The organism is Bradyrhizobium lablabi, assembly GCF_018131005.1.
In the GTDB taxonomy this organism is placed as follows: Bacteria; Pseudomonadota; Alphaproteobacteria; order Rhizobiales; family Xanthobacteraceae; genus Bradyrhizobium; species Bradyrhizobium lablabi_D.
Genome location: NZ_JAFCJK010000005.1, coordinates 245,208 through 269,392, shown reverse-complemented (window position 1 = coordinate 269,392; position 24,185 = coordinate 245,208). Strand labels below are relative to the sequence as shown.

The 24,185-nt window shown below is 64.4% G+C and carries 20 protein-coding genes; 8 read left to right on the top strand and 12 right to left on the bottom strand.

All coding sequences use genetic code 11. From position 1 onward, the window contains the following. Nucleotides 1-134 precede the first annotated feature (134 nt). Both JQ553_RS17190 and JQ553_RS17185 read right to left on the bottom strand, forming a co-directional pair. Nucleotides 135-1,511, bottom strand: a complete 1,377-nt coding sequence (locus JQ553_RS17190) for a sensor histidine kinase (RefSeq protein ID WP_212501164.1) — start codon at nt 1,509-1,511, stop codon at nt 135-137. Nucleotides 1,512-1,599: 88 nt separating this feature from the next. Next, the gene (locus JQ553_RS17185; protein ID WP_212501163.1) at nt 1,600-2,271 is read right to left on the bottom strand and encodes a response regulator transcription factor; all 672 of its coding nucleotides are present in this window, start codon (nt 2,269-2,271) and stop codon (nt 1,600-1,602) included. Nucleotides 2,272-2,527: 256 nt separating this feature from the next. Between JQ553_RS17185 and JQ553_RS17180 the strand changes: the two genes are divergently transcribed. Further along, nucleotides 2,528-2,905 carry a VanZ family protein gene (locus JQ553_RS17180; protein ID WP_212501162.1) on the top strand — a complete coding sequence of 126 codons (378 nt, stop codon included), beginning with the start codon at nt 2,528-2,530 and terminating at the stop codon, nt 2,903-2,905. A gap of 185 nt (nt 2,906-3,090) precedes the next feature. Next, complete coding sequence (gene galE, locus JQ553_RS17175; RefSeq protein WP_212501161.1) at nt 3,091-4,095, top strand: UDP-glucose 4-epimerase GalE; 1,005 nt, start codon at nt 3,091-3,093, stop codon at nt 4,093-4,095. A gap of 59 nt (nt 4,096-4,154) precedes the next feature. Here galE (JQ553_RS17175) and JQ553_RS17170 read toward each other — a convergent pair whose 3' ends face one another. After that, the gene (locus tag JQ553_RS17170) at nt 4,155-5,567 is read right to left on the bottom strand and encodes a mannose-1-phosphate guanylyltransferase/mannose-6-phosphate isomerase (protein WP_212501160.1); all 1,413 of its coding nucleotides are present in this window, start codon (nt 5,565-5,567) and stop codon (nt 4,155-4,157) included. A gap of 339 nt (nt 5,568-5,906) precedes the next feature. Here JQ553_RS17170 and JQ553_RS17165 point away from each other — a divergent pair, with 339 nt between their 5' ends. Both JQ553_RS17165 and JQ553_RS17160 read left to right on the top strand, forming a co-directional pair. Continuing rightward, on the top strand, nt 5,907-6,872 hold the full coding sequence (locus JQ553_RS17165; protein WP_212501159.1) for a lysylphosphatidylglycerol synthase transmembrane domain-containing protein: 966 nt from the start codon (nt 5,907-5,909) through the stop codon (nt 6,870-6,872). A gap of 11 nt (nt 6,873-6,883) precedes the next feature. Then, nucleotides 6,884-7,900, top strand: coding sequence for a glycosyl transferase (locus tag JQ553_RS17160; protein ID WP_212501158.1), 1,017 nt, complete (start codon nt 6,884-6,886; stop codon nt 7,898-7,900). A 22-nt stretch (nt 7,901-7,922) separates the two neighbouring features. Here the strand turns inward: JQ553_RS17160 and JQ553_RS17155 are convergent, their stop codons facing one another. From JQ553_RS17155 to rfaD, 6 genes are all read right to left on the bottom strand, one after another. Next, the gene (locus tag JQ553_RS17155) at nt 7,923-8,864 is read right to left on the bottom strand and encodes an NAD-dependent epimerase/dehydratase family protein (protein ID WP_212501157.1); all 942 of its coding nucleotides are present in this window, start codon (nt 8,862-8,864) and stop codon (nt 7,923-7,925) included. After that, entirely contained in the window at nt 8,861-10,075 is a 1,215-nt protein-coding gene (locus JQ553_RS17150) for a glycosyltransferase family 4 protein (RefSeq protein WP_212501156.1), read from the bottom strand. The genes JQ553_RS17155 and JQ553_RS17150 overlap by 4 nt, the downstream gene beginning before the upstream one ends. 48 nt (nt 10,076-10,123) lie before the next feature. Next, nucleotides 10,124-12,037: a nucleoside-diphosphate sugar epimerase/dehydratase gene (locus JQ553_RS17145; RefSeq protein ID WP_212501155.1), complete on the bottom strand. Its 1,914-nt coding sequence runs from the start codon at nt 12,035-12,037 to the stop codon at nt 10,124-10,126. 85 nt (nt 12,038-12,122) lie between these two features. After that, nucleotides 12,123-13,340 carry an O-antigen ligase gene (locus JQ553_RS17140; protein WP_212501464.1) on the bottom strand — a complete coding sequence of 406 codons (1,218 nt, stop codon included), beginning with the start codon at nt 13,338-13,340 and terminating at the stop codon, nt 12,123-12,125. Between the two features lie 62 nt (nt 13,341-13,402). After that, entirely contained in the window at nt 13,403-14,875 is a 1,473-nt protein-coding gene (gene rfaE1, locus JQ553_RS17135; protein WP_212501154.1) for a D-glycero-beta-D-manno-heptose-7-phosphate kinase, read from the bottom strand. 7 nt (nt 14,876-14,882) lie between these two features. Next, nucleotides 14,883-15,863 (bottom strand): ADP-glyceromanno-heptose 6-epimerase, encoded by a 981-nt coding sequence (gene rfaD, locus JQ553_RS17130; RefSeq protein WP_212501153.1) that lies wholly within the window; start codon nt 15,861-15,863, stop codon nt 14,883-14,885. Nucleotides 15,864-16,023: 160 nt separating this feature from the next. On the opposite strand from rfaD, the gene waaF reads away from it, so the two are divergent. Further along, a complete protein-coding gene (gene waaF, locus JQ553_RS17125; protein WP_212501152.1) occupies nt 16,024-17,088 on the top strand; it encodes a lipopolysaccharide heptosyltransferase II in 1,065 nt (354 codons plus the stop codon). Here waaF and JQ553_RS17120 read toward each other — a convergent pair. After that, on the bottom strand, nt 17,070-18,161 hold the full coding sequence (locus JQ553_RS17120; protein ID WP_212501151.1) for a glycosyltransferase family 4 protein: 1,092 nt from the start codon (nt 18,159-18,161) through the stop codon (nt 17,070-17,072). The two genes, waaF and JQ553_RS17120, sit on opposite strands and share 19 nt — an antisense overlap. Nucleotides 18,162-18,244: 83 nt before the next feature. On the opposite strand from JQ553_RS17120, the gene galE (JQ553_RS17115) reads away from it, so the two are divergent. The 3 genes from galE (JQ553_RS17115) (at nt 18,245) to JQ553_RS17105 (ending at nt 21,902) form a co-directional block, all read left to right on the top strand. Beyond that, nucleotides 18,245-19,258, top strand: coding sequence for a UDP-glucose 4-epimerase GalE (gene galE, locus JQ553_RS17115; RefSeq protein WP_212501150.1), 1,014 nt, complete (start codon nt 18,245-18,247; stop codon nt 19,256-19,258). A 99-nt stretch (nt 19,259-19,357) separates the two neighbouring features. Beyond that, nucleotides 19,358-21,169 carry an ABC transporter ATP-binding protein gene (locus JQ553_RS17110; protein WP_212501149.1) on the top strand — a complete coding sequence of 604 codons (1,812 nt, stop codon included), beginning with the start codon at nt 19,358-19,360 and terminating at the stop codon, nt 21,167-21,169. A 31-nt stretch (nt 21,170-21,200) separates the two neighbouring features. Continuing rightward, nucleotides 21,201-21,902, top strand: a complete 702-nt coding sequence (locus JQ553_RS17105; RefSeq protein ID WP_212501148.1) for a fumarylacetoacetate hydrolase family protein — start codon at nt 21,201-21,203, stop codon at nt 21,900-21,902. 67 nt (nt 21,903-21,969) lie between these two features. Here the strand turns inward: JQ553_RS17105 and JQ553_RS17100 are convergent, their stop codons facing one another. Together JQ553_RS17100 and JQ553_RS17095 are read right to left on the bottom strand one after the other, a co-directional pair. Further along, nucleotides 21,970-22,347, bottom strand: a complete 378-nt coding sequence (locus JQ553_RS17100; RefSeq protein ID WP_249144356.1) for an SPW repeat protein — start codon at nt 22,345-22,347, stop codon at nt 21,970-21,972. A gap of 19 nt (nt 22,348-22,366) precedes the next feature. Further along, nucleotides 22,367-23,707, bottom strand: a complete 1,341-nt coding sequence (locus tag JQ553_RS17095; RefSeq protein WP_212501146.1) for an MFS transporter — start codon at nt 23,705-23,707, stop codon at nt 22,367-22,369. Between the last annotated feature and the right edge of the window lie 478 nt (nt 23,708-24,185).

Genomic DNA, 24,185 nt, shown 5'->3' with positions numbered 1-24,185 from the left:
GCCCCAACACGTCCGCTTCGGATCATAAAGCCCTGCGCGTTAAGAAGTCGTGAAGTAGTTAACCAATGATTTCAATAGGCCGGTCAGTCATCCGAAACGAAACAGGAGGACCAAGGATGGCGACGGATGGCCGCCTACAGCCCCGGAAGCACGAGTTCGGCCCGCAGGCCACCGATCGGCGCATTGCCGAGGGCGAGATGGCCGCCATAAAGGCCCGCAAGGTCAGTGACGATGGAAAGGCCCAATCCTGAGCCGGGCTTCGATTCGTCCAGCCGCTGGCCGCGGCGGGATACCTTGGCCCGCTCGGCGGCGGACAGGCCGCGGCCGTCGTCGTCGACGACGACACGCAGCCTGGGCGGGGCGCCCGCCTCCTCCGGCGGCTCGACGAACACCTCGACCAACACCTGCGAGGCCGCCCATTTGCAAGCGTTATCGACCAGATTGCCGACCATCTCCTCGAGATCCTGGCGCTCGCCGCGAAACCGTGCTGCCGCATCAGCCTTCACTTCGATCGAGATGGCACGGTCGCGATGAATCTTCTCCATGGTCCGCCGCAACGCCTCGATGACAGGCGCGACATCGGTGATGGTGCTGACAATGGTGACGCGAGCGGCGATGCGGGCGCGTTCCAGGTGATGGGCGACCTGATCGCGCATTACGTCGGCTTGCTCCAGCACCTTGCCCGCGAAGGGATCGGCGGCATGCGCGCTCGCTTCATTGACGATCACCGACAGCGGCGTCTTGATCGCATGGGCAAGATTGCCAACATGGGTGCGCGAGCGCTCGACGATTTCCCGGTTGGCATCGATCAACGCGTTGGTCTCGCGCGCAAGCGGCGCGATCTCGACCGGGAACTGGCCCTCCAGCCGTTCCGCGCGGCCGGACCGGATGTCGGCGATCGCGTCCGAAATTCGCTTGAGCGGCGCAAGACCGTAGCGGACCTGGAAGATCGTGGTCAGCAGCAGCACGATGCCGAGAGCTGCGAAGGTACCGCCGAGATAGTAGTCGAAGCTGCGCGTCTCATCGAAAATTTCGGTGGCATCGCCGGCAACGCTGACAAGGAACTTGCCATCCGCGCCAAGATCGACCGGCCGCTCCACCATGCGCAGGTTCTGGCCTTCGGGGCCTTCGACATAGCCAAGCCGAACGCCGGCGGCGGTCAGGTCGGCACTCTGCTCATCGAGCTTTGGCAGCTTCTTGTCCCACAGCGAACGCGAGGCGCGGGTTTCGGCCTTCTCCGTGTCGGTGCGGGTGATCTGCCAGTACCAGCCTGACAGCGGCAGGTCGAACAGAGGCTCGCCGAGCGACTGGAACTGACGATCCGCCGGCTCGTCGGGCGTCGCGACCTCGGCAATCAACGTACGCAGATAGAGATTGAGTCGCCGGTCGAAAGCGCGTTCTGTTGCATCACGATAGACCGACGACAGGATGACGCCGGTGATCGCCAGGATGACAACCACCCAGGCGGTCGCCGAGACGAACAGGCGGGTCGCAAGCGAGCTTCCGCGCATCAGGTCACGGTCTCGAACATCATGTCAGCGAGCATCGGCATCCGGCATCCTGTCCCCGGCGAGGATCATGCCGATGCTCGCGCGCCGATCAAGTGCCCGAGGTCGGCGGCGAGAGCATGTAGCCGAGGCCCCGCACGGTCTGGATGATGTCGGCGTCAAGCTTTTTGCGGATGCGGCCGACAAACACCTCGATCGTGTTGGAGTCGCGATCGAAGTCCTGATCGTAGAGATGCTCGACCAGCTCGGTCCGCGACACCACTCGCCCCGTGTGATGCATCAAATAGTCCAGAAGGTTGTACTCATGCGACGTCAGCTTGACGGGATTGCCGTTGACCGTGACGCGTTTGGTGCGCGTGTTGAGCGTCACTGGCCCGCAGATCAGCTCCACCTGGGCGTGACCAGTCGAGCGGCGCAACAGCGCGCGGATTCGCGCGAGCACCTCTTCAAGGTGGAACGGCTTCGCCACATAGTCGTCGGCGCCGGCATCGAATCCCTGGACCTTGTCGCTCCAGCGATCGCGCGCGGTGAGAATCAGAACAGGCATCACGCGCTTGTTGCGCCGCCACGCTTCCAGCACCGAGATGCCGTCCATCTTCGGCAAGCCGATATCCAGCACCACCGCGTCATAGGGTTCGCTGTCGCCGAGAAAATGCCCCTCCTCGCCGTCGAACGCCCGATCGACCACATAACCGGCATCCGTCAGCGCGGCGGTGAGCTGACGGTTCAGATCCGGATCATCCTCAACGACAAGCAGACGCACGTTGGCCTCCGAAAGTGAGCATCGCGGTATCCGGCATCAAGAGAGGCTTTCGGCGGTGAACGGGTTATGAACGGAGCAACGGGCGGAACGTTACTTTTTTGTCATTTCCCGCGTTTGATAGCAGATTTGGGTCGGCCGGGCACGCCAGACAACGATCAGCGGTTAACGGTATCCGCCGATCTCTCCCGTTAACCGTCCTGGGCGAGGGGCGCGTGGGGTTGCGCCCGGACCTGCCATCGCCTACCACCGGACAATCATGATCCAAGCTCTTTTTCGGATTTCGGGCTGGTTGGCACTTGCCTTCATCGCATTTGCTACGCTGTCGCCAATCAACGAACGACCGTCGGTCGCCGGGCCGCCGCTGGAGCATTTTGTGGCGTACGCGGTGGTGGGATTGGCGTTCATGCTGGGTTACCCACGGCGCCTGCAGCTGATGGTTGCAATTGTCATCACCAGCGCGTTCGCGCTCGAGGCGCTGCAATTGCTGACGCCGGATCGCCACGCCCGCATGCTCGACGCGCTGGTGAAGGCCGCTGGCGGGCTTTGCGGGATCACAGCAGGCCGGCTCATGCCGGTATTCCTGCAAGACTGGATCGATCGCTTCAAGAAGTTGCCTGGGCGCTCTCCCAGTTAAAGACTGGACATTGGTCGACGACAATTGTCCGCGATCAGAGATGCCTCGCAGCCACCAACATCATTTTTCGTGACAACGGACTGAAAATATCGGACGCACAAACGAACGTTGGCGCTAAAAATTCGGAATGCTATGAAGGCCGCGATTGAGCCGGCAAGGCCCTCGCACAACGCTAGAGACATCGCATGATCCTGGTCACCGGAGGCGCCGGCTACATCGGCTCACACGCTTGCGTCGCACTCTTGTCGACCGGCGAAGACGTCGTTGTGTTCGACAATTTCTGCAACAGCAGTCCGATCGCCCTGGAGCGGGTGCAGAAAATCTGCGGAAGGCCGCTGACGGTCGTCGAGGGCGATGTGCGCGACCAGGCCGCGCTCGAGAAGGTACTGACGCAATACGGCTGCACGTCCGTGATGCATTTCGCAGGGCTGAAGTCCGTGCAGGATTCCGTTGCGCAACCGCTCGAATACTACGACCAGAACGTGATCGGCTCGCATCGGCTACTTCGCGCGATGCAGGCGACCGGCGTGCGTAAGATCGTGTTCAGTTCGTCGGCTACTGTGTATGGCACGCCACAGTTCCTGCCCTACACCGAAGAACACCCGCTCAGCGCCGTCAATCCCTATGGCCGCACCAAGCTCATGATCGAGGAGATGCTGCGCGACCAGTACGCGAGTGACACGAGCTGGGCGGTCGCGATCCTGCGCTACTTCAATCCGGTCGGCGCGCACGAGAGTGGCCTGATCGGTGAAGATCCGAAAGGCGTTCCGAACAATCTCGTCCCATTCGTCGCCCAGGTTGCGATCGGCCGCCGCGAGCGGCTCAACATCTGGGGCAATGACTACGAGACCCCCGACGGCACTGGCGTGCGGGATTATATCCATGTGATGGATCTTGCCGCGGGCCATGTCTCCGCGCTCAAGGTGCTCGACCAGCCGCAATGCTTTTCGGTCAATCTCGGCACAGGCGCCGGCAGCAGTGTGCTAGAGGTGGTTCGTGCCTTCGAGACGGCGAGCGGCAGGGCGATCCCCTTCGACATCAAGCCGCGACGCGCCGGCGACATAGATGCCTACTATGCCGCAACCGATTACGCATCAAAGCTGTTAGGCTGGAGCGCAACGCGGTCGCTCCAGACGATGTGCGCCGATCATTGGCGCTGGCAAAGCAGCAATCCGAACGGCTATGCGTGAAGTGTCGGGCAAGGCGATCGTGATGCAATTTCACATCACCGCATCTCGATCGCGCGACCTTAGGCACGCTGGTAGTCGTCCTCGATGCGGATGATGTCGTCCTCGCCGAAATAGCTGCCGGTCTGCACCTCGATCAGCTCGAGCTGGATCTTGCCGGGGTTCTCCAGCCGGTGCACCGCCCCGATCGGGATGTAGATCGATTCGTTCTCGTGCACGGTCTTGACCAGCTCGTTGACCGTGACCTGCGCCGTGCCGCGCACCACGATCCAGTGCTCGGAGCGGTGATGGTGCTTCTGCAGCGACAGCCGCCCGCCCGGCTTGACGACGATGCGCTTCACCTGGTGGCGGTCGCCATTGTCGACCGACTGGTAGGAGCCCCAGGGACGATGCACCTTGATGTGGCTCTCGGTCACCTCGGGGGCGACCGCCTTGAGCTTGCCAACCAACCGCTTCAGGCCGTTGGCGTCCTTCTGCCGCGACACCAGCACCGCGTCCTGGGTCGCCACCACGACGAGGTCGTCGACGCCCTCGAGCGCCACCAGCGCGCGGTCAGTCGCAACGTTGCAGTTGCGGGAATCCTCGAACACCGCGGTCCCCCGCGCCGCATTGCCCTGGCCGTCCTTGTCCGACAGCTCCCAGACCTGGCGCCATGAGCCGATGTCGGACCAGCCGCAGGCCACCGGCACCACCGCCGCGTGCGCGGTCTTCTCCATCACCGCATAGTCGATCGAGATCGCCTTGGCGGCGGCAAACGCCGCGGCGTCGAGCTTGACGAAGCCGAGGTCGCGCGCCGCGGTCGCAACCGAGGCCTCGACCGCGGCGACGCTCGCCGCATCGAGGCTGCGGTACTCGTCGAGCAGCACCGCGGCGCGGAACATGAAGTTGCCGCTGTTCCAGAGATGGCCGGCGTCGATATAGCCGGCCGCGGTCGCCGCATCCGGCTTCTCGACGAATTCGGCCACCGCCCTCACCTCGCCCGCCACCGCCGCGCCGGGGCTGATATAGCCATATTCCGTCGCAGGACGTTCCGGCTTGACGCCGAAGGTCACGATGCGGCCCGCTTCGGCCGCGACCAATCCCGCGCGGCACGCCGCGACAAAGGCATCGGTGTCGCGAACCAGGTGATCGGCGGCGAGCGCCAGCACCACCGCGTCCGCCGTGCGCGCCTCCGCGAACGCCGCCCCCGCCGCAATCGCCGGCCCCGAATCGCGCCGCATCGGCTCGAGCAGCACGTCGGCCTCGCGGCCGATCTCGGCCAATTGCTCCAGCACCATGAAGCGGTAGGCCTCGTTGGTGATCACCACCGGACGCTCGAACAGCGTCGCATCCGAAACCCGCAGCAGCGTCTCCTGGAAGGTCGATCTCGCCCCGAACAGCGACAGGAACTGCTTCGGATGCACCTCGCGCGAGGCCGGCCACAGCCGGGTGCCCGCGCCGCCACACATGATCAGGGGAATTATTCGCCGGTTCATCGATGCCTCAAGTCCTGTCGTGTCCGCGACCGACACATCAAAATCGCGCGAAGACCGCCGCGGTCGGCGGCCTCGATGTCTGCCCAAGGAACATTCCCAGGGAGCACTATCATGCGAATCCACGTTTCCGGGCGGATTTTAGCAGTTTTGTAAGCCCCTGGCGCACGGGTGGCAGCCCCGTACCCGGGGCTCTTTAACCGCCCAATCAAGCGGCCCGCAATAGCCGGCTGCGACTATTGCCAGATCGGCGCGAAAACCATACCAAGGCGGCGAATTTGGCCGCGCGAAGGCGTTTGCGCTGTTTTTGACACATTCTGCAACCTGGCAAGCGCGAGCGAAATGCGCCGGATCCTGCTTTCCACCATCAAGATATTGATTTCGGTCGCGCTGCTCTATTTCTCTCTGCGCAAGGTCGACCTGTACGATCTCGCCGCGCGCATCCGAATCGAAAGCCTGGGATGGCTCGGAATCGCAATCGCCGTCACCTTCCTGCAGATTTTCCTTGGGGTGCTGCGCTGGCGTGAGATCAGCGCCGAATGCGGCGCGCCGCTCGTGACCCGGCAGGCGATGCGCTTCAACATGATCGGGACGTTCTTCAACCAGACGCTACCGTCCTCAATCGGCGGCGACGCGGTGCGGCTTTGGTTGGTCGCGCGCAACGGCGCCGGTTGGCGCGCAGCGACCTACTCGATCTTCGTCGATCGTGCAATTGGCCTGATCGCGCTCGCCATCGTCATCGGCGCAACCCTGCCGTGGAGCTACCAGCTGATCTCCGATCCGCACGGACGTTCGGCGCTGCTGCTGCTGGACGTCGCCGCCCTCGCGGCCGGGCTCGGATTCCTGGTGCTTGGCGTCTTGCCGTGGCCTTGGCTGAAGCGCTGGTGGGCGACGCATCACGTGCATGCCTGCTCCGTGATCGCCAACCGGGTGCTGTTCAGCCGCGACCATGGGCCGAAGGTCGCGGTGCTCTCCGTCGCGATTCACGTCGTAACAGTCGTGATCGGCTGGTGCGTGGTGCGGTCGATCGCGGCCCCGGTGACGTTCGGCCAGGTGTTCCAGCTCTTGCCGCCGGTGATGCTGATCACGATGATGCCGATATCGATCGCGGGCTGGGGCGTGCGCGAAGCCACGATGGGACTGGCGTTCGGATATGCCGGGCTGATCGCGAGCGAAGGCGTCAACGTCTCGCTGCTGTTCGGCGCGGTGACGTTCGTGGTCGGCATATTCGGCGGCCTGGTGTGGATCCTGAGCCCCGAAAAGGCCGCCAGGGGAGCCGAGCCGATCGAAGTGCACGCATCCGAATAGCCGCCGACGAGATGACCAGTTTCGAAATACTCCTGTCGTTCATCGCGGCGATCGCCGCCGCATCGATCTCGGCCGCCCTGATCGAGGCGACGCGGCCGATGCTGTTGCGCGTGGCGCTGGCCAAACCGAACGCGCGATCCTCGCACCGGATTCCGACGCCGCAGGGCGCCGGCATTGCCGTAACCGCGGCAACACTGCTCGCGGCCGGGGCCGCGATCGTCATGGCCGGAGCACCGGGCCTGACGCTCCCGGTCGTGGTGTTTGCGGCGAGCCTTTTCATTGCCGTGGTGGGATTTGCCGACGATGTCCGTCCGCTGCCGGTCGTTCCTCGGCTGTTGCTGCAGGCCGCCGCCGTCGCCGCCGTGGTCTTCGTCGCACCAGGTGATTTCAGAATCGTTCCGGCCTGCCCGCTCTGGCTCGAACGCTCGCTCCTGCTTGTTGCCGGCCTCTGGTTCGTGAATCTGGTCAACTTCATGGACGGGCTGGACCTGATGACAACAGCCGAGGCAGTGCCGATCACGGTCGCGGTCGTCCTGCTCGGGTTCTTCGGCCATGTTCCGCCGGCGACCGCGATCGTCGCCGCCGCGCTGTGTGGGGCGTTGCTCGGCTTCTCCCCTTTCAACCGGCCGGTCGCAAAGATTTTCCTCGGCGATGTCGGAAGCCTGCCAATCGGCCTGCTGCTTGGCTGGTGCCTGCTCGAGCTCGCATTTCACCGCCAATACGGCGCCGCGCTGCTATTGCCGCTGTATTACCTGACCGACGCGACCGTGACGCTGCTTCGCCGCATCGCACGGCGCGAGCCGTTCTGGAACGCACATCGCTCGCATTTCTATCAGCGCGCGACCGACAACGGATTCACCGTATGGCGTGTCGTCGCCGAAGTCTTCGCGCTCAACGTCGCTCTGGCGCTGCTCGCGATCATGTCGGTTGTCCTAGATTCCGTTGCCGCCGACATTCTCTTGCTGCTGATCGGCGCGCTCGCTGTCGCCGTGCTGCTGCGCCGGTTCTCGCGACCGCGGATGCTTTGACCCATGCGACGCGCCCCCCGGCTCAGGACGCGTTTCGGCGCAGGGCGAGCTTCAGCCCCTCATCAAGGCTGATGGGCGGCCGCCATCCAGTGGTGGCGACTTTCGAGAGATCGAGTTCGAGCGAACCAAGCAGGCTGTCATTGGCCTCCTTGCGGCCGCTCATCCTCAGCAGCGTGGTCAAGAGCGGTGTCGGCAGACGGAACAGGCGCGGCGTGGCGTGCGCCGCGCGGGCCATGCGCTCGATGAAATCAGGAGTCGACACCTGCTCGCTGTCAGCGACAAGAAACACATCGAAGTCGGGCCCGGGATGGGAGAGCCGGTGGACGACGAACGACGCCAGGTTCTCCGCTGACAGGAATGCGCGACGATTTTGCACGTTGGCGAATGGAAGCGGGACACCGCGCAGCACCGCCCTTTCGAGCAGGGCAAAATTCCCCTTTGCCCCGGCGCCGTAGATCAAGGGTGGCCGGATAACGGTCACCCGCATCCCGCTGTCCGGCGCCATGCTCTTCAAGCCGACCTCGGCGGCGACCTTCGACATGCCATAGAGGCCGCGGGGCGTCAAAGTATCGTCCTCGCGAAACGGCGGGCGCCCGTCGTTGCTGCGACCGTGCACCAGAATCGTGCTGACGAAGATGAAGTCCCGTACGCCGGCCGCGATCGCGCTGCGCGCGAGGTGCAGTGTGCCCTCTATGTTGACGTCGCGGTAAAGCTCGATCGCATGTTCTTCATCCTGATGGTGAACGCGCGCGGCGAGATGGACCACGGCGTCCGCGCCGGCAAGCGCGGCCCCCCACTCGGTGGTCGGCCCGAGTACGTCGATCACCACGTCGTTGCCATCCTCGGCGCGGTTCCGGATGGCGCGTCGCACCGTCCAGCCGTTGCGGGCGAGCGCCGGCACCAGGTGGCCGCCGACAAAACCGCTCGCACCCGTTACCAAAATCACCGGTCGGCCGTCCTTCATGCCGTCCGCTCCGTGTCTGTCTTGCAGAGCAATTCGCGCGCCAGCGCGGCATAGCCCTCCAGCGCCCGCTCCGGGCTGAACCTCTGCGCCGCCGCAACCGCACGCTCGGCCATCGCGGCATCCTGTGATCGCGATGCCTGCCTGATAGCCTCCGCGAGTTGGTCGGGTTTGCCGGGCATCACGACCCAGCCGAGTCCGTTTTCCTTCACGGTCAGCGCGGCCTCGGCATCAGCTTCGGAAACCAGAATGACGGGCCGGCCCGCCGCGAGCAGGTTGTAGAACCGGCTCGGGACCGACACGCCGGAGACGTCCCTGCGATAGGGTATGAGCCATACGTCAGCGCTGGAAATGAGCGCGTCAAGCTCCTCGTCGGCAACGCGATCGACCAGTGTGACGTTGGCAAGCCGCGATTCCTCTTGCATCTCCTTCAGGCGGTCGAAGCCGATGCCCCAACCCGAGAGCAGGAAATGGATATCGCTCTCGCCGCGCAGCAGCCGCGCCGCCTCGAACACGACGTCCGGATCGTGGGTAAAGCCGAGATTGCCGGACAGGCCAACGACAAAACGCGCCGCGATCTTTTTGCGAAATGGATTGTCCGGGCTCACCGCGCGGATGCCGGGCGTGAGCGTGGTCCAGTTCGGGATGAACCTGATCTTCTCGGGTGTCATTCCGCCATACCGCAACAGGAGCTTCTCGGCGTCGCGCCCGATGACGATGACGGCATTCAGCGCGCGGAACATCAGCGCGTTGATCCCGCGGATTGCCCGTGCGACGAAGGAGGACGGCCGCAACAGCCCGGCCATCACGAGCACGTCGGGAAACAGATCGTGCATGATCAGCGCTGACTGCGCCCCTTTCAACCTCGCCGCTGCGGCCACCGCATAGGGCAGCACGAACGGCGCGGTCACCGTCAGCGCGACGTCGCCGCGCCGCAACCGCGTCAGCAGGGCGAAGAAGATGCGCGACGTGAACAGCGTTTCGGCCAAGGCGCGCCGGATCAGCACCGCCTTGCCGGGCAGCCAGTTGTCAATCTCGACGACCGTAGGCCGGCCCGGCACGCCGTTCCGCGCCGAGCCCGGCATGCCGGAGACAACCAGCACTTCCGTGTCCTGAGCGATCCGTTCGGCGATCGCGGCCATGATCGCCGCAGTCGTGCTGTGATCCGGTGGATAATGCTGGCTGACGACGACGACTTTGTTGGACTTGGGCATCAATGGCTTTCGAAGCGGTCTCGCCGCGCAAGTCGCGCGACGACGCGATCAGGCAGCGTTCGATCCGAATTCGGGCACGGCATCCTGCAGGACAGCGCGGATGGTCACGCGGTCGTCCCTGGCGATTGCCTCCTCCAGCGCCGTGAGCCATTTGCCCAACGTCAACATTGGCGGCTGGTTCGGTTTGGCCGCCATGATGCCGGCGACGCCGATCTCGATCGTCGGCTCCTGACTTGCGAACAGTATCTCGTTCAGCCGCTCGCCGGGACGCATGCCGCTGAAAACGACCTCGATATCGACGCCCGGCTGCAGGCCGGACAGGCGGATCATCCGCTCGGCGAGATCGACGATCTTGACCGGCTGTCCCATGTTGAGCACGTAGACCGAGACGTCCGGCCGCGCCGGCGTCATCGCATGCGTCGCCGCCGTCAGCACGAGATCGCAGGCCTCGCGGATGGTCATGAAGTAGCGAACCATGTCGGGATGGGTGACCGTGATCGGGCCACCGGCCTCGATTTGGGCCTTGAATTTTGGCACCACCGAGCCGTTGGAGGCCAGCACGTTGCCGAACCGCACCGAGATCAGGCGCATGTGCGGCTTGCCGCCGGCCTGCGTCATCAGATCATGATCGAGCGCCTGGCAGTACATCTCGGCGAAACGCTTGGTCAGCCCGAGCATCGACACCGGCTCGATCGCCTTGTCGGTCGAGATCATCACCATCGCGCTCGCACCGGCGGCCAACGCGGCGTCGGCGACGTTCACCGAGCCGAAGATGTTGGTCTTGACGCCCTCGCTCCAGTCACGCTCGAGGATCGGCACGTGTTTGAGCGCCGCGGCGTGGAACACGATGTCCGGCTGGAACTCCCTCATCAGCCGCGTGATGCGCTCGCGATCCCTGATGTCGGCGATGCGCCCCTCGATCGTCGCGCCGGCGTCACGGGCGACCAGCGCCTCGGTCACCGCGTAGAGCGCCGGTTCCGAATTTTCGATCACCAGCAGCCGCGCCGCGCCGAAGGTCGCGACACGGTCGCAAATCTCGGCGCCGATCGACCCGCCGCCGCCGGTCACGATGACGGACTTGCCCCTCACCAGCGTCTCGAGCCGAGCATAGTCGATCTTTTCGCTCGGGCGCAGCAGCAGGTCCTCGACCGCCACGTTGGTGAGACGGGGCGCATCGCCGCTCTCCAGCGACGGCAGGCGGCTCACCATCAGGCCTAGCCGCCTTGCGCTCATCAGCACGCTCTCCGGGTGCGCGTCGGGCTCGAAAGCCGACGGTGTCATGACGACGCGCTTGATCGGCCGCTGGCGCGCCTCGAAGTCGCGAATCACGGTCTCGACGTCATCGATTCCGCCGACCACGGGAATGTTGCGAATCTTCTGGCCGCGGTCGGAGGCTGACGGCGATAGCACGCCAACCGGCCACAGCCGCTTGATGGCGCCGTTCTCGATTCCGCGCAGCACGACCTCCGCGTCCGCGGCGCGCCCGACCAGGAGCGCGGGCGCTGCGTTGTCGGAGCGGGCATGATGGCGCGTGCGTGAATAGCGGAAATAACGATAACCGAGGCGCAACGCGCTCAGCGCGAACACTTCGAGGAAAAAGAACAGGATGATGGTGATGCGGCCGAACAGGACCGGGACGTGAGAGGTCGGTGCGACAAAGATGAAAGCGTAGTCGAGCACGACGAGCGTCAAGGTCAGGAGCGCCGACACGCGCAGGATGTTGAGCGCATCAGGCAGCGAAGTGAAGCGCCATTTCGCCGTGGTCAGATTGAACAGATAGGAGACGACCACGCTGAACAGCACGAACCACGGCAGGATGCGCAGCAGCAGCGGCAGGCGGTCGGTGAGGAGGCTACCCTCGAACCGCAGATAAAAGCTCGCCACCAGCGCAAATGCCGTCGCCAGCGCGTCATGGGTCACGATCAGGAAGTTGCGCAGAGTGAATTGTGAAATGCGCGTCATGCGACGGGTGAGCTATGGGCAACCGAGGATTTGCAACGAGACATTACAAAGGCTGATAGCGTATCTGCCGCGCGCATGCCAGCCTTCATGGCTCGCGCGGAGCTGCAGGTTCCACGCCCGCCGCCGCTGCGTTCAGCGTCATGCCACCCGCCACCCCGACGCCCAGCACGTACATCCAGCCTTCGTGGAAATCGAAAATGTGCGAATTGAACAGCGAGGTGAAGATGTTCTGCACCACGACCAGGAGGCCGATCCAGTTGACGAGACCGTCGCCGCGGAACAGCAGAAGGTGCCGAATCCACATCGCATACAGCACCGCGAAGCCGACGAAGCCCCATTGCACCGCCACGTTCAGCGTCTGATTGTGCGGGTTGCCGATCACTTCACTTGAAGCCAGACTCCCGGGAGGCGCCGCAGCGCGCTCGAACAGGCCTCGCGTCGCCCCGGTCCCGTGACCGATCATCGGCGCCTCGGCGATGAAGTTCAGAGACTTTCGCCAGAACTCGAGCCGCAGGCCGATCGACGTCGGTTCGTTGCGTTCCTTGTAGAGCTTGTAGTCGCGCGAGAACGTCTCAGCGGTCCGTCGCAATTGCGGCGAGGCGTACCACGCCGCCACGCCGAGCACGGCGCATGCGGCCAGGATCAGAACGATGCTGCGCCAACGCAAATGGAGAAGCGCAAACACCGCGAACATCATCGGGATGGTGACGAGCGCGGTGCGTGACACCACCACGAAGGCCATGTTCGTGAAGAAAGCCACCGCCACCGCGATCAGCAGCAGCGCCAGCGCGATCCGCCCTGCCCGCAGCAGCTTGACGATCGGATAGGCCAGCGCAACGGCGCAAAGTGCGAATTCCTGGCTTTGGTTGATGTAGTTCTTGACGAAAATGCCTGGTTCCGGATCGACTTTGCGCAGCGACCATTCCGGGTAGAACAGGATCACCCACGATACCGCCATCAGGAGCGTGCACGACACCAGAAAGGTAACGAACACCCACATGCCGCGGGTCGAGTGTTCGAAATGATAGAACAGGAACGGCAGCACCAGAAGCTTGACCGCCGGGCTCAGCGCGTAGCTCCGCGCGCTCCAGGGCGCATCCGACCACAGCGTTCCGACCAACGCCAGGAGGAACAGCGCAATCGGCAGCGCCGAGATCGGCCGCTTCAGCGAGCGCAGGAAATCCCTGGTGTCGAGCGTCGGCAGCATGACCACGAAGAACACGGCCCCCAGGATGCCGACCGCCGAGGTCGACCAGGGCAGCGACAGCGCAAGCAGTACCGCGACCACGTCAGCCGTCGTCATCCAGCGCGCCGGATCGCGCCATGCCGGCAATGTCGCGGCCGTCGCTGAAGCGAGGCTCGCGCTCACCCCTTGCCTCCGCGGGCGCGATCGACCAGCGAGGTCGTGCTGTGACCGGGTAGGATGTCCACCAGCAGCACCTCGCCGCCGGCTGCCTCCACGATCTCGTGGCCGACCACCTGCTCGCGGGTATAGTCACCCCCCTTGACCAATACGCTCGGCCGCACCTTGGTGATCAGATTGATTGGCGTGTCCTCCTCGAAAATCGCGACGAGGTCGACGGCTTCGAGCGCAGCCAACACCTCGGCGCGTGCACCCGCGTCCTGCACCGGGCGATCCGCGCCCTTCAGCCGCCTGACCGAGGCGTCGCTGTTGAGCCCGACGACCAGACGGTCGCAGGCGCGGCGCGCGGCCGTCAGGACTTTGACATGGCCGGGATGCAGGATGTCGAAGCAGCCATTGGTGAAGCCAACGCGTAGATTCTCCCGGCGCCATTCCGAAAGGCGCGCGCCGATGTCGTCACCAGCCAGAACAATCTTGTCTTCGGCGGCGAGCGAGGCATGCGGCAGGATCTTTCGCCGCAACTCCGACGGCGAGACCGTCGCGGTGCCGGTCTTGCCGACCGCGACCGCCGCAGCGGCACATGCCATCCGCAAGGCGCCCTCCCAGTCGGCGCCGGCTGCTAGCGACAGCGCAAGCACCGCCGCGACGGTATCGCCGGCGCCCGAGACGTCGCGCACCTTGACCGGCAATGCCGGCACGTGGACCGACTGGCCGGTGCGCGTCACCAGCGTCATCCCTTGCTCGCCTTGCGTAACCAGCATCGCTTCGCAATCAGCGAGGTACATCGCGTCGGACGCGGCCTGGGCGATGGCTTCCGGAGTGTCGGCGCGACTGCGGGTCGCCTCGGCAAATTCCTTGCGGTTCGGCGTCAGCACGGTCGCGCCGCGGTAGATCGCAAGATTGGCGCTCTTCGGATCGACAATAACGCGCTTTTTCGCGCCGCGCGCGGCGTCAATGACGTTGCGGATCACCCGCGCGGTAAGCACGCCCTTGGCGTAATCGGACAGCAGCACGATATCGGCACGCGCGATCAACGGCAGGATCGCGTCGATCAGCTGCTGCTCGACTGCGGGCGCGGCCGGCACGGCTAGCTCCCAGTCGGAGCGCAGCATATGGGTCGAGAAATAGTCGGAGACGAAGCGGACCTTGCGTGTGGTTGGACGCGCGCTGTCCCGCACCAGCACGTTCTCGATGCCGCTCTCCTTCGCCAGCGCCGCCGCAAGCGTCGCGCCCGCGAGGTCGTCGCCGATCAGGCCGACGAAGATGCAGTGCCCGCCGAGCGCGGCGATATTGCGCGCGACATTGCCGGCGCCGCCGATATTGGTCTCGCTGCGCTGGACCGCGATCACGGGAGCCGGCGCCTCCGGCGAGATCCGCGACACCTCGCCATAGACGAACTCGTCGAGCATGAGGTCGCCGACACAGAGCACGGTCTGGCCGGAGATCGCATGCGAGAGGGCTTCAAAATCGAACATCTGTGTCTCAGCGATAGCGATCGGCGCGGTTGAGAAAACCCTTAACATACGCGTCAACCGCATCTTCCAGCGCGGTGAAGCCGCCGTTATATCCGGCGCGCCTCAGACGATCGACCTCGCTCTGGGTGAAATACTGGTAGCTGCCGCGAATCTGCTCGGGCATGTCGACATATTCGATGTTCGGCCGCAAGCCGAGCGCGTCGTAGGCCGAGACGATCAGGTCCTTGAAGCTGCGCGCCGTGCCGGTTCCGACATTGAACAGCCCGCTGACCTCCGGCGTTGCCAGCAGCCACATCATCACCCGTACGACGTCGTCGACATAGATGAAGTCGCGCCGCTGGTCGCCGTCGGCGATGCCGTGGCGATGCGACTTGAAGAGCTGCACGACTCGGCCTTCCCTGATGTCGTCGAAGCGGCGTGCCAGCACGCTCATCATCGTGCCCTTGTGATACTCGTTCGGGCCGAACACGTTGAAGAACTTGAGCCCTGCCCATTGTGGCGGCAGGCCCTCGCCCCTCGCCGCACGCGCGGCGACCGCCTGGTCGAACAGATGCTTGCTCCAGCCGTAAAGGTTCATCGGCCGGAGCTTCTTCAGTGCCTCGACCGATGGATCGTCGCCGAACCCCTGCCCGCCGTCGCCATAGGTCGCGGCCGACGAGGCATAGATGAAGGGCGTGGCGTTGGCCGTACACCAGTCGAGCAGCCGCATCGAGAGACGAAAATTGGTTTCGATCACGAGGTCGCCGTTAGTCGCGGTGGTTTCCGAGATGGCGCCGAGGTGGATCACGGCATCGAGCTGCCGCCCCTTCAACCAGTCACCCAGTTCGGCCGGCGGCACGACATCGGCGAGCTGACGCTTGGCGAGGTTCAGCCATTTGCCGTCGTGGCCGAGGACGTCGGAGACGGCGACGTCGCCGCGCCCGGCGTCATTCAACGCGGCCACGACGTTCGAACCGATAAAACCGGCGCCTCCGGTTACCAGCAACATTGCCAAATCCTGCCCCAGTCCAACCAGGCCCAATCCTGTCGGCGTCCACCAGCCGTCAGCTTTGCCAACTTCCCGCGCCCCAGGCAACGGCGCTTTACCTCCCGGCGCGAACCGGTTACCGACACGCTGCAATCGAACCCGGTCCGGCACCCTCATAGACATGAACGAAGATTCAATATTAGGGATTGAGACCCAGGATATTGCGGATACCCGCCCGATCCTGATCGTGCCCTATATGTGGATCGGCGACTTCGTCCGCGGCCACACTGTGGTTCGGGTGCTGCGGAAGCGCTGGCCGAGCCGGCCGATCGATCTCCTGGTCACCCGCCTCTGCGCTCCTCTCGTGGATTACATGCCTGGAGTCCGTTCCGGCATCGTCTTCGACCTACCGCGCGGCAGGCTGGCGCCGGGCCAGCAGCGAGCGCTGGCGGCTGAACTGCGGTCCCGAAACTATGCCACCGCCCTGGTGCTGCCGCGCACCTGGAAAGCCGCTCTGGCGCCTGCGCTGGCCGGCATCCCTGAGCGGGTAGGCTTCCTCGGCGAGGCAAGATTCGGCCTCATCAACACGATGCGCTGGGACGAGAAGAAGCTCCCGCGCTTCATCGACAAGAACGCCGCGCTCGCCCTGCCCGATGGCGCGGCACTACCGCCGGAATGGCCCGTGCCCCAGCTAAGGGTTCCTTCCGAAGACGTCGCCCGCTGGCGGCAAGCCAATGGACTCGGTTCGGGTCCGGCCATCGCGCTGGGGCCCGGGTCGGTCGGCGAGTCAAAGCGCTGGACCTACTATCCCGAGGCCGCGCGCCTGTTCGCCGAGCGCGGTTTCGACGTCTGGGTCGTCGGCGGCCCAGGCGAAAAGGCGCTGGCAACGGAAATCGTCGCGGCCGGCGGCGTCCGCGTCCGCGACCTCACCGGCACGGATCTGCGCAACGGCGTCCTTGCAATGGCGGCGGCCAGCGTCGCGATCTCCAACGACTCGGGGCTGATGCACATTGCGGCCGCGATCGGTACGCCGACCATGGGCATTTTCGGCCCGACCAGCCCCTATCTCTGGGCGCCCATCAACGGCCTCGCGGCGACAATGCAGCAGACGGCATCGAAACTGTCGTGCCAGCCGTGCCAGCGCACCGTTTGCACGATGAACGACCATCGCTGCATGCGCGACCTTCCCGCAGGCGACGTGGTCGACACCGCCGAGCGTGTGCTGGCTCAGATCAGCGTACGATAGACCGCGGCGATCGCGTTCGCTTCGGCATCGAGACTGAATTTTTCGACCACACGGGCCCGGGCCCTCGCGCCCATCGCGGCCGCCGCCGCAACGTCGCGCATCAAGGGCTCGAGTGCCGCCTCCAGCGCATCTACGTCGCCGGGCGGCGTCAGGACGCCGGTCGCGCCGTCCTCGACGACGAACTCGGCTGCGCCGGCGCGCGACGCCACCAGCGCCGTGCCGGCCGACATTGCCTCGATCAGCGTCAACCCGAAACCTTCGTTGCGTGAGGTAAAGGCGTAGATCGTCAACCGCTGATACCAGTGCTCGACCTCTTCGATCGGAAGCTCGCCGGTAATGATGATGCGCGACGACAGGCCAGCGGCCGCGATGCGCCGCTTCAGCTCGTTCGCAAACGCCTGCTGCTCCGCCACCACGGCGCCGACGAGCACGGCGGTGAAATCGGGGTAACGCGGCAGCAATTTGCACATCGCGTCGACGAACACGTCGCTGCCCTTTTGCGCTCGCACCCGCCCGAAGCATCCGATCGCATAGCGGCCCGGCAATCCGCTCTCGGCAAAGGCGGCGGCGCGATCCCGTGGCGGCGCATAGCGATCGGTATCGACGCCATGCATCACTACCGTCGCCTCGCGCTTCAGATACGACGCCGACAGCGCGCTGGTGGCGATGAGTGCGTCCATCCTGCGGATCAGCCAGCGCGTGAGCCAGGTATGATGGCGCTGCGCCGCCGAAGTGAAGACGAGCTTGAGCGGCCAGCCGAGCCAACGCAGCAACAGGCCGGCGATCATCTCGTCGTTGCGCCGCGCGTGCCAGATGATCGGCGCGCGGCGGCGCCACAGGCGCAACAGATCGGCAAATCCCATGGCCGCAATGCCGTCGGGACGATCCGAGCCGAGCCAGGCCGCGCGAAACATTCGAGCAAGCTTCGGCGACACCATGCGATTGGTCGCGGTGACGCCGGAATAGCGTCTGTGCAGATTCGGCACGATGAGTTGCAGCTCGCCGGCAGAATTGTTCTCGATCGGCACGCAGGTCTCCGTTTCGCGCCAGTTCCTATACGCAACATTAAGCATAGTGGCCAGTTCAGCAGCGCCGAAACCCCCTCTTCACCGCGGCTCGCTAGCATTCCGGCAAATAAAACGGGAGAGCAGCATCCATGACCGCGCTCGTGACCGGCGGCGCCGGCTATATCGGAAGTCACATGGTTCATGCGCTGGTGGATGCCGGCGAGAGCGTTGTCGTGATAGACAAATTGTCCACAGGCTTCTCCGCCTTGCTGCCCGAGGGCGTACCGCTGTTCATCGGCGATGCCGGCGACGAGAATCTCGTCGAGGGCGTGATCGCCCAGCATGATGTCGAGAGCATCATCCATTTCGCAGGCTCCGTGGTGGTACCGGACTCCATGCGCGACCCGCTCGGCTATTACCGCAACAACACCATGACGACGCGCAGCCTGCTCAACGCGGCCGTGAAGGGCGGCGTCAGCCGCTTCATCTTCTCCTCGACCGCGGCGGTCTACGGCAATCCGGACCAGACGCCGGTGCCCGAGATCGCGCCGACGCGTCCGCTGTCGCCCTATGGGACCTCGAAGCTGATGACCGAGATCATGCTGCACGACGTCGCCTCCGCACACGGCATGAACTACGTCGTGCTGCGCTACTTCAACGTCGCCGGCGCCGACCCGCAGGGACGCGTTGGGCTTGCCACCATCGGCGCCACTCACCTCCTCAAGGTCGCGGTCGAGGCCGCGACCGGCCAACGCGCCAAGATCGACGTGTTCGGCACCGACTACCCGACATCGGACGGCAGTTGCATCAGGGACTTCATCCATGTCAGCGACCTCGTCCAGGCACATCGTTCTGCGCTGTCCTACTTGCGTGCCGGCGGGCAATCGACGACGCTGAACTGCGGCTATGGCCGCGGCTATTCGGTGTTGGAGACCATCGAGGCGGTACGCCGTGTCTCGATGCGCAATTTCGCGGTCTCCCATGCGGCGCGCCGGCCCGGCGACATCGTCGCCATGGTCGCCGATACCGGTCGCATTCGCGCGATCCTGGACTGGACGCCGCGCTACGACGACCTCGACACCATCGCCGCCCACGCGCTGGCCTGGGAGGAGAAGCTGCTCCGGGAGCGCGGCGGCCTCGAGCAACAGGCGGAATCGGCCTAAGGATCAAGCCGTTATTGGGCTTGAAAAAGCTCCGGCAAGCGGGCAAGGAGTTTCCGCAACCCTGGCGACCGGCCGCACCGAGCCGCCAATGGAACGCGGATGGCCCAGTTTCCAAAGAAAATCACCGACGATCCCTACGGCGCGGCGATCCTGATTCGCCGCCTGGTCACGGAACAGGGGATCGCCTATTGGCGGCGTTACCTGGTCGCATTCGCGCTGATGGCGGTTGCGGCCGGCGCGACCGCCGCGGCCACCTACGTCCTCGGCCAGGTGATCAACCAGGCCTATGTCGACAGGAATGTGACCGGCATCGCCATCTTTTCCGGCATCACAGTCGTACTGCTGTTCATCAAGGGCGTGGCGACCTACGGCCACATGGTGATCCTCAACAAGATCTCCAACGCCATCCTTGCCAACAACCAGCGGCAATTGTTCGCCAAGCTGATGAGCGAGAGCATCGGCTTCTTCTCCGAGCGCCATTCTTCCGAATTCCTGGCGCGGCTCACGGCCGGCGCCAAGTCGATCACCGATGTGCTCAACATGCTGGTCAACGCAATCGGGCGCGACTTCCTGATGCTCGTCAGCATGCTCGGCGTGATGGTGTGGCAGGATCCGCTAATGGCCTTTATCGGCCTCGTGGCGGTGCCGCCGGCGATGCTGGTGCTGCGCAAGCTCGTGAAGCGGATCAAGGGGCTCGCCTTTAACCAGTTTACCGGCACCGCTGACATCCTGGAGACCATGCAGGAATCGCTGCAGGGCATCCGCACCGTGAAGGCATTCACGCTGGAAGACACCATGCAGCGGCGGATCGACGAGAACATCGCGGCCGTCGAGCGCAACGCGAACAAGATGGCGCGCGTTGCCAACCGTTCCAATCCGTTGATGGAAATGCTTGGCGGCTTCGCGATCGCCGGCTGCCTGCTTTACGGCGGCTACAGCGTGGTCGCGCTCGGCGCCACGCCCGGCCAGTTCTTCTCCTTCATGACCGCCTTCCTGATGGCGACCGAGCCGGCAAAACGGCTGGCGCGGCTCAACATCGACCTCAACAGCCAGTTGGTCGGGGCGCGGATGCTGCTCGAAGTCGTCGACAGTCCGGCGAGCGAGCGTTCCGACGAGGGCAAGCCAGCGCTCGAATTGACCGAGGCACAGATCGAATTGCGCGATGTCAGCTTCGCCTACCGCGCGGGCGAGCCAGTTTTGAACCGCATGAGCTTCGTTGCCGAGCCGGGCAAGGTTACCGCGTTGGTCGGTCCCTCCGGCGGCGGCAAGTCGACCGTGCTGGGGCTGCTGTTGCGCTTCTATGAGACGCGTGAGGGCAAGATCCTGATCGACGGGCAGTCGATATCGGCGGTGTCGCGCAAGTCGCTGCGTCAGCAGACCGCCTATGTCGGCCAGGACGTCTATCTGTTCCGCGACACCATCCGCGCCAACATCGCCTTCGGCAAGCGCGGCGCCACCGACGATGAGATCGTCGGAGCGGCGAAGGCGGCCTGCGCCCACGACTTCATCATGGGCTTCCCGCTCGGTTACGACACGCCGGTCGGCGAGCACGGCACCCAGCTCTCCGGCGGGCAGCGCCAGCGCATCGCGGTCGCCCGCGCGCTGATCAAGAACGCGCCGATCATCCTGCTCGACGAAGCAACCGCCGCGCTCGATTCCGAATCCGAGAAGCAGGTGCAGGAAGCGATCGAGCATCTCTGCCAGAACCGCACCACGATCGTGATTGCGCACCGCCTGCACACCATCATGCATGCCGATGCGATTTTGGTGGTCGAGGGCGGCGAGATCGTCGAGCGCGGGCGGCATGAGGAGCTGCTGCGCCGCGGTGGCCGCTACGCCTCGTTCTTCCGCCTGCAATACCATCACGACACGTCGCCGCAGGAGCTGGCGCCGATCGGCGCCATCGTCTGACATCATTCACCTCAAGAGCAGCGAGACCCTCATGAACGCCGCCTCCTACGTCATCCCGTTTCCGCCACAGGCATCGCTTCCCGTCGTCGGAGAGGCCGGCGTTTATCCCGTGCGCCGCATCTGGTGCGTCGGGCGCAACTATCTCGAGCATATCCGCGAGATGGGCAATGACGAGCGCGCCCCGCCGTTCTTCTTCGCCAAGCATGCCGACATGCTGGCGCCCGACGGCGCCATCATTCCCTACCCGCCGCTGACCAAGGACCTCCATCACGAGGTCGAACTCGTGGTCGCGATGAAGAGCGGCGGCTTGAACATTCCCGCCGACAAGGCGCTCGAGCACGTCTACGGCTATGCTGTCGGCATCGACCTGACCCGCCGCGACCTGCAGATCGCCTCGCGCAAGAAGGAGCGGCCGTGGGAAGTCGGCAAGTCGTTCGATTGTTCCGCGCCCTGCTCGGCGGTCCAGCCGGCCGCCAAGATCGGTCATCCCTCGAAGGGCAAGATCTGGCTCACGGTCAACGGAAAAGAAACCCAGAAGGGTGACCTCACCGAGCTGATCTGGAGCGTGCCCGAGATCATCTGGCAGCTCTCGCAGCAGGTAAAGCTCGCCGCAGGCGACATCATCATGACGGGCACGCCGGCCGGCGTCTCCCAGCTCCAGCCCGGCGACAAGATCGAGTGCGGCGTCGAGGGCGTCGGCACGCTGAAGGTTGCGATCGGCAAGCCGGAATAACCAACCAGGGACCGGTTCCGAAAAGCAAAGCCCCGGATGTCGCGTCCGGGGCTTTTTTGCGAAAATTCTAATTTCCTTCTGAGGCCTGTGACGAGGCCGGACCGAGATGCGTCTTCTCGTATTCGAGCCAAAGCTCGATGAGGGCCATGAATGCCACCACGGCGCCTGCGGCGATGCTGAAATGCATCGCGCGGGTGTGAGCAAAGCCGAGCAGCCATGGTGACACGATCAGCCAGCACCCGACGAGCAGGTTGGCCCACTCCTCCCAGACGGAGAAAGCAAAGATCGCCACCAGCGACAGGAGACCAATCACTGCGCCGCTCACTCTGAGATCGATCGCCGCCGTCGGGTTGGCGCGAACGAACAGCCAGGGCGCCGCGAGCAAAAAAACCGCTGCGACCAGATTGTAAAGATCGAGCGCCGATTCGTTCCGCCATTTGGTCATGACAACCTCTCCCTTCTTCCTAAGTCGATCGATCATGCGCGCCGACTGCGTTGATATCCTTGCCGGTGTAGTCGGTCATGAGCGCGGTCGCGATGAGCGTGATGACGGCGCAGACTGCGATATAGACCGCGATCGCGGTCGCCGACTGAAACGTGCCGAACAACCAGGCTGCAATCAAAGGCGCCGGACCGCCGGCGATCACGGATGCGAGCTGGTAGCCGAGCGATGAGCCGCTGTAGCGCAGGCGCCCGGTAAAGCTCTCGGCGATCAGCGCGGCTTGCGGACCGTACAGCATGTCGTGCGGAATGAGGGACAGGATGATCGCGAGGAAGACGATCGCTTCCGATCGCGTGTTGAGCATCGCGAAATAGACGAAGCCGAAGATGCCGGTCACGACCGCGCCGATCATGTACATGTTCTTGCGGCCGATGCGGTCGGACAGATGCCCGAACAGCGGGATCGAGACGAACGACAGCACCGAGGCCGAGAGCACCGCGATCAGCAGGAAATCGCGCGAGAGATGGAGCGTGTTGATGCCGTAGGAAAAGACGAAGGCGGTGAAAATGTAGAACGGTGCCTGTTCGGCCATGCGCGCGAAGGCGGAGAGCAGGATTTCCCTGGGATGCTCCTTGATCACCGCCAGCATCGGCGTGCGCTCGACCTTGCGCTCGGCCAGCAGCCTGGAGAACACCGGCGTTTCCAGAATGCCGAGCCGGATGTACAGCCCGATGCCGACCAGGACAATGCTGAGCGCGAATGGAATGCGCCAGCCCCACGCCAGGAACTGATCGCCGGCCATCTGGCTGAACGCCAGCACGGCAAGGTTAGCGAGGAACAGGCCGCAGGGCACGCCGAATTGCGGCCATGACGCGATGAATCCGCGCGACCGGTTGTCGCGCGCCCATTCCATCGACATCAGCACCGAGCCGCCCCATTCGCCGCCGACGCCGATGCCCTGAATGAATCGCAGCACCGTGAGGATCACGGCGCCCCAAATCCCGATGCTCGAATAGGTTGGCACGACAGCTACTGCGGCGGTCGCCAGTCCCATCAACAGCAAAGTTGCAATCAGCGTCGATTTGCGGCCGATGCGGTCGCCATAGTGCCCAAAAATCGCGGCGCCGACCGGGCGTGCGACGAAGCCGACCGCATAGATGGCAAACGCTTCCAGCGTACCAACCCAGGGATCGGAATGTGGAAAGAACAGCTTGGCGAAAACCAGACCCGTGACGGTGCTGTAGAGGAAGAAATCATACCATTCGATGGCTGTCCCCACCGTGGAGGCGATGACGGCACGACGAAGCTGCACCAGATGCTCGGATGGAGAAAGTTGAAAGGCGTCGGAGCTGATTGTTGCCATAGGAGCGTATCCCTCGGACAAGCCCCCGCGGATTTTGCCCTGTCGGGCAGATGCAGCAAAAACACCTACGCGTCCAAACGGTTCCGGCCGAGTCGAATTTGGAGGCTAGAACTTTCGTCGGTCGCGACGCGAGCCGGCGCCGAGGGCGGCGTGGCGCCACGCGCGTTGATCGCTCAAGGCGTGCGCTTGGCCATGTCGCAGTGCGGGCGGACAGGGTGAACGTGCCGTCCAGACGTCAGATCGTTATGAATCGGTCGTGGATATCAATGCATCGGCCGACAAATCGACCATCGCTAAGCTCGGGTGTCAGCACCCCGCACGACCTGGTTCTCTTCCCTCCAGATGGCGCCGTGACTGGGTGGTTGACCGCCTTGTTGCGCGGCAGCGCGAACTGGAACATGCTGCGTCGTGCTTATCACGACGTGGGGTTTGCCATCGGATGCGTGGCTTCGTAACGTCTCCAATACAAGAAAGAACT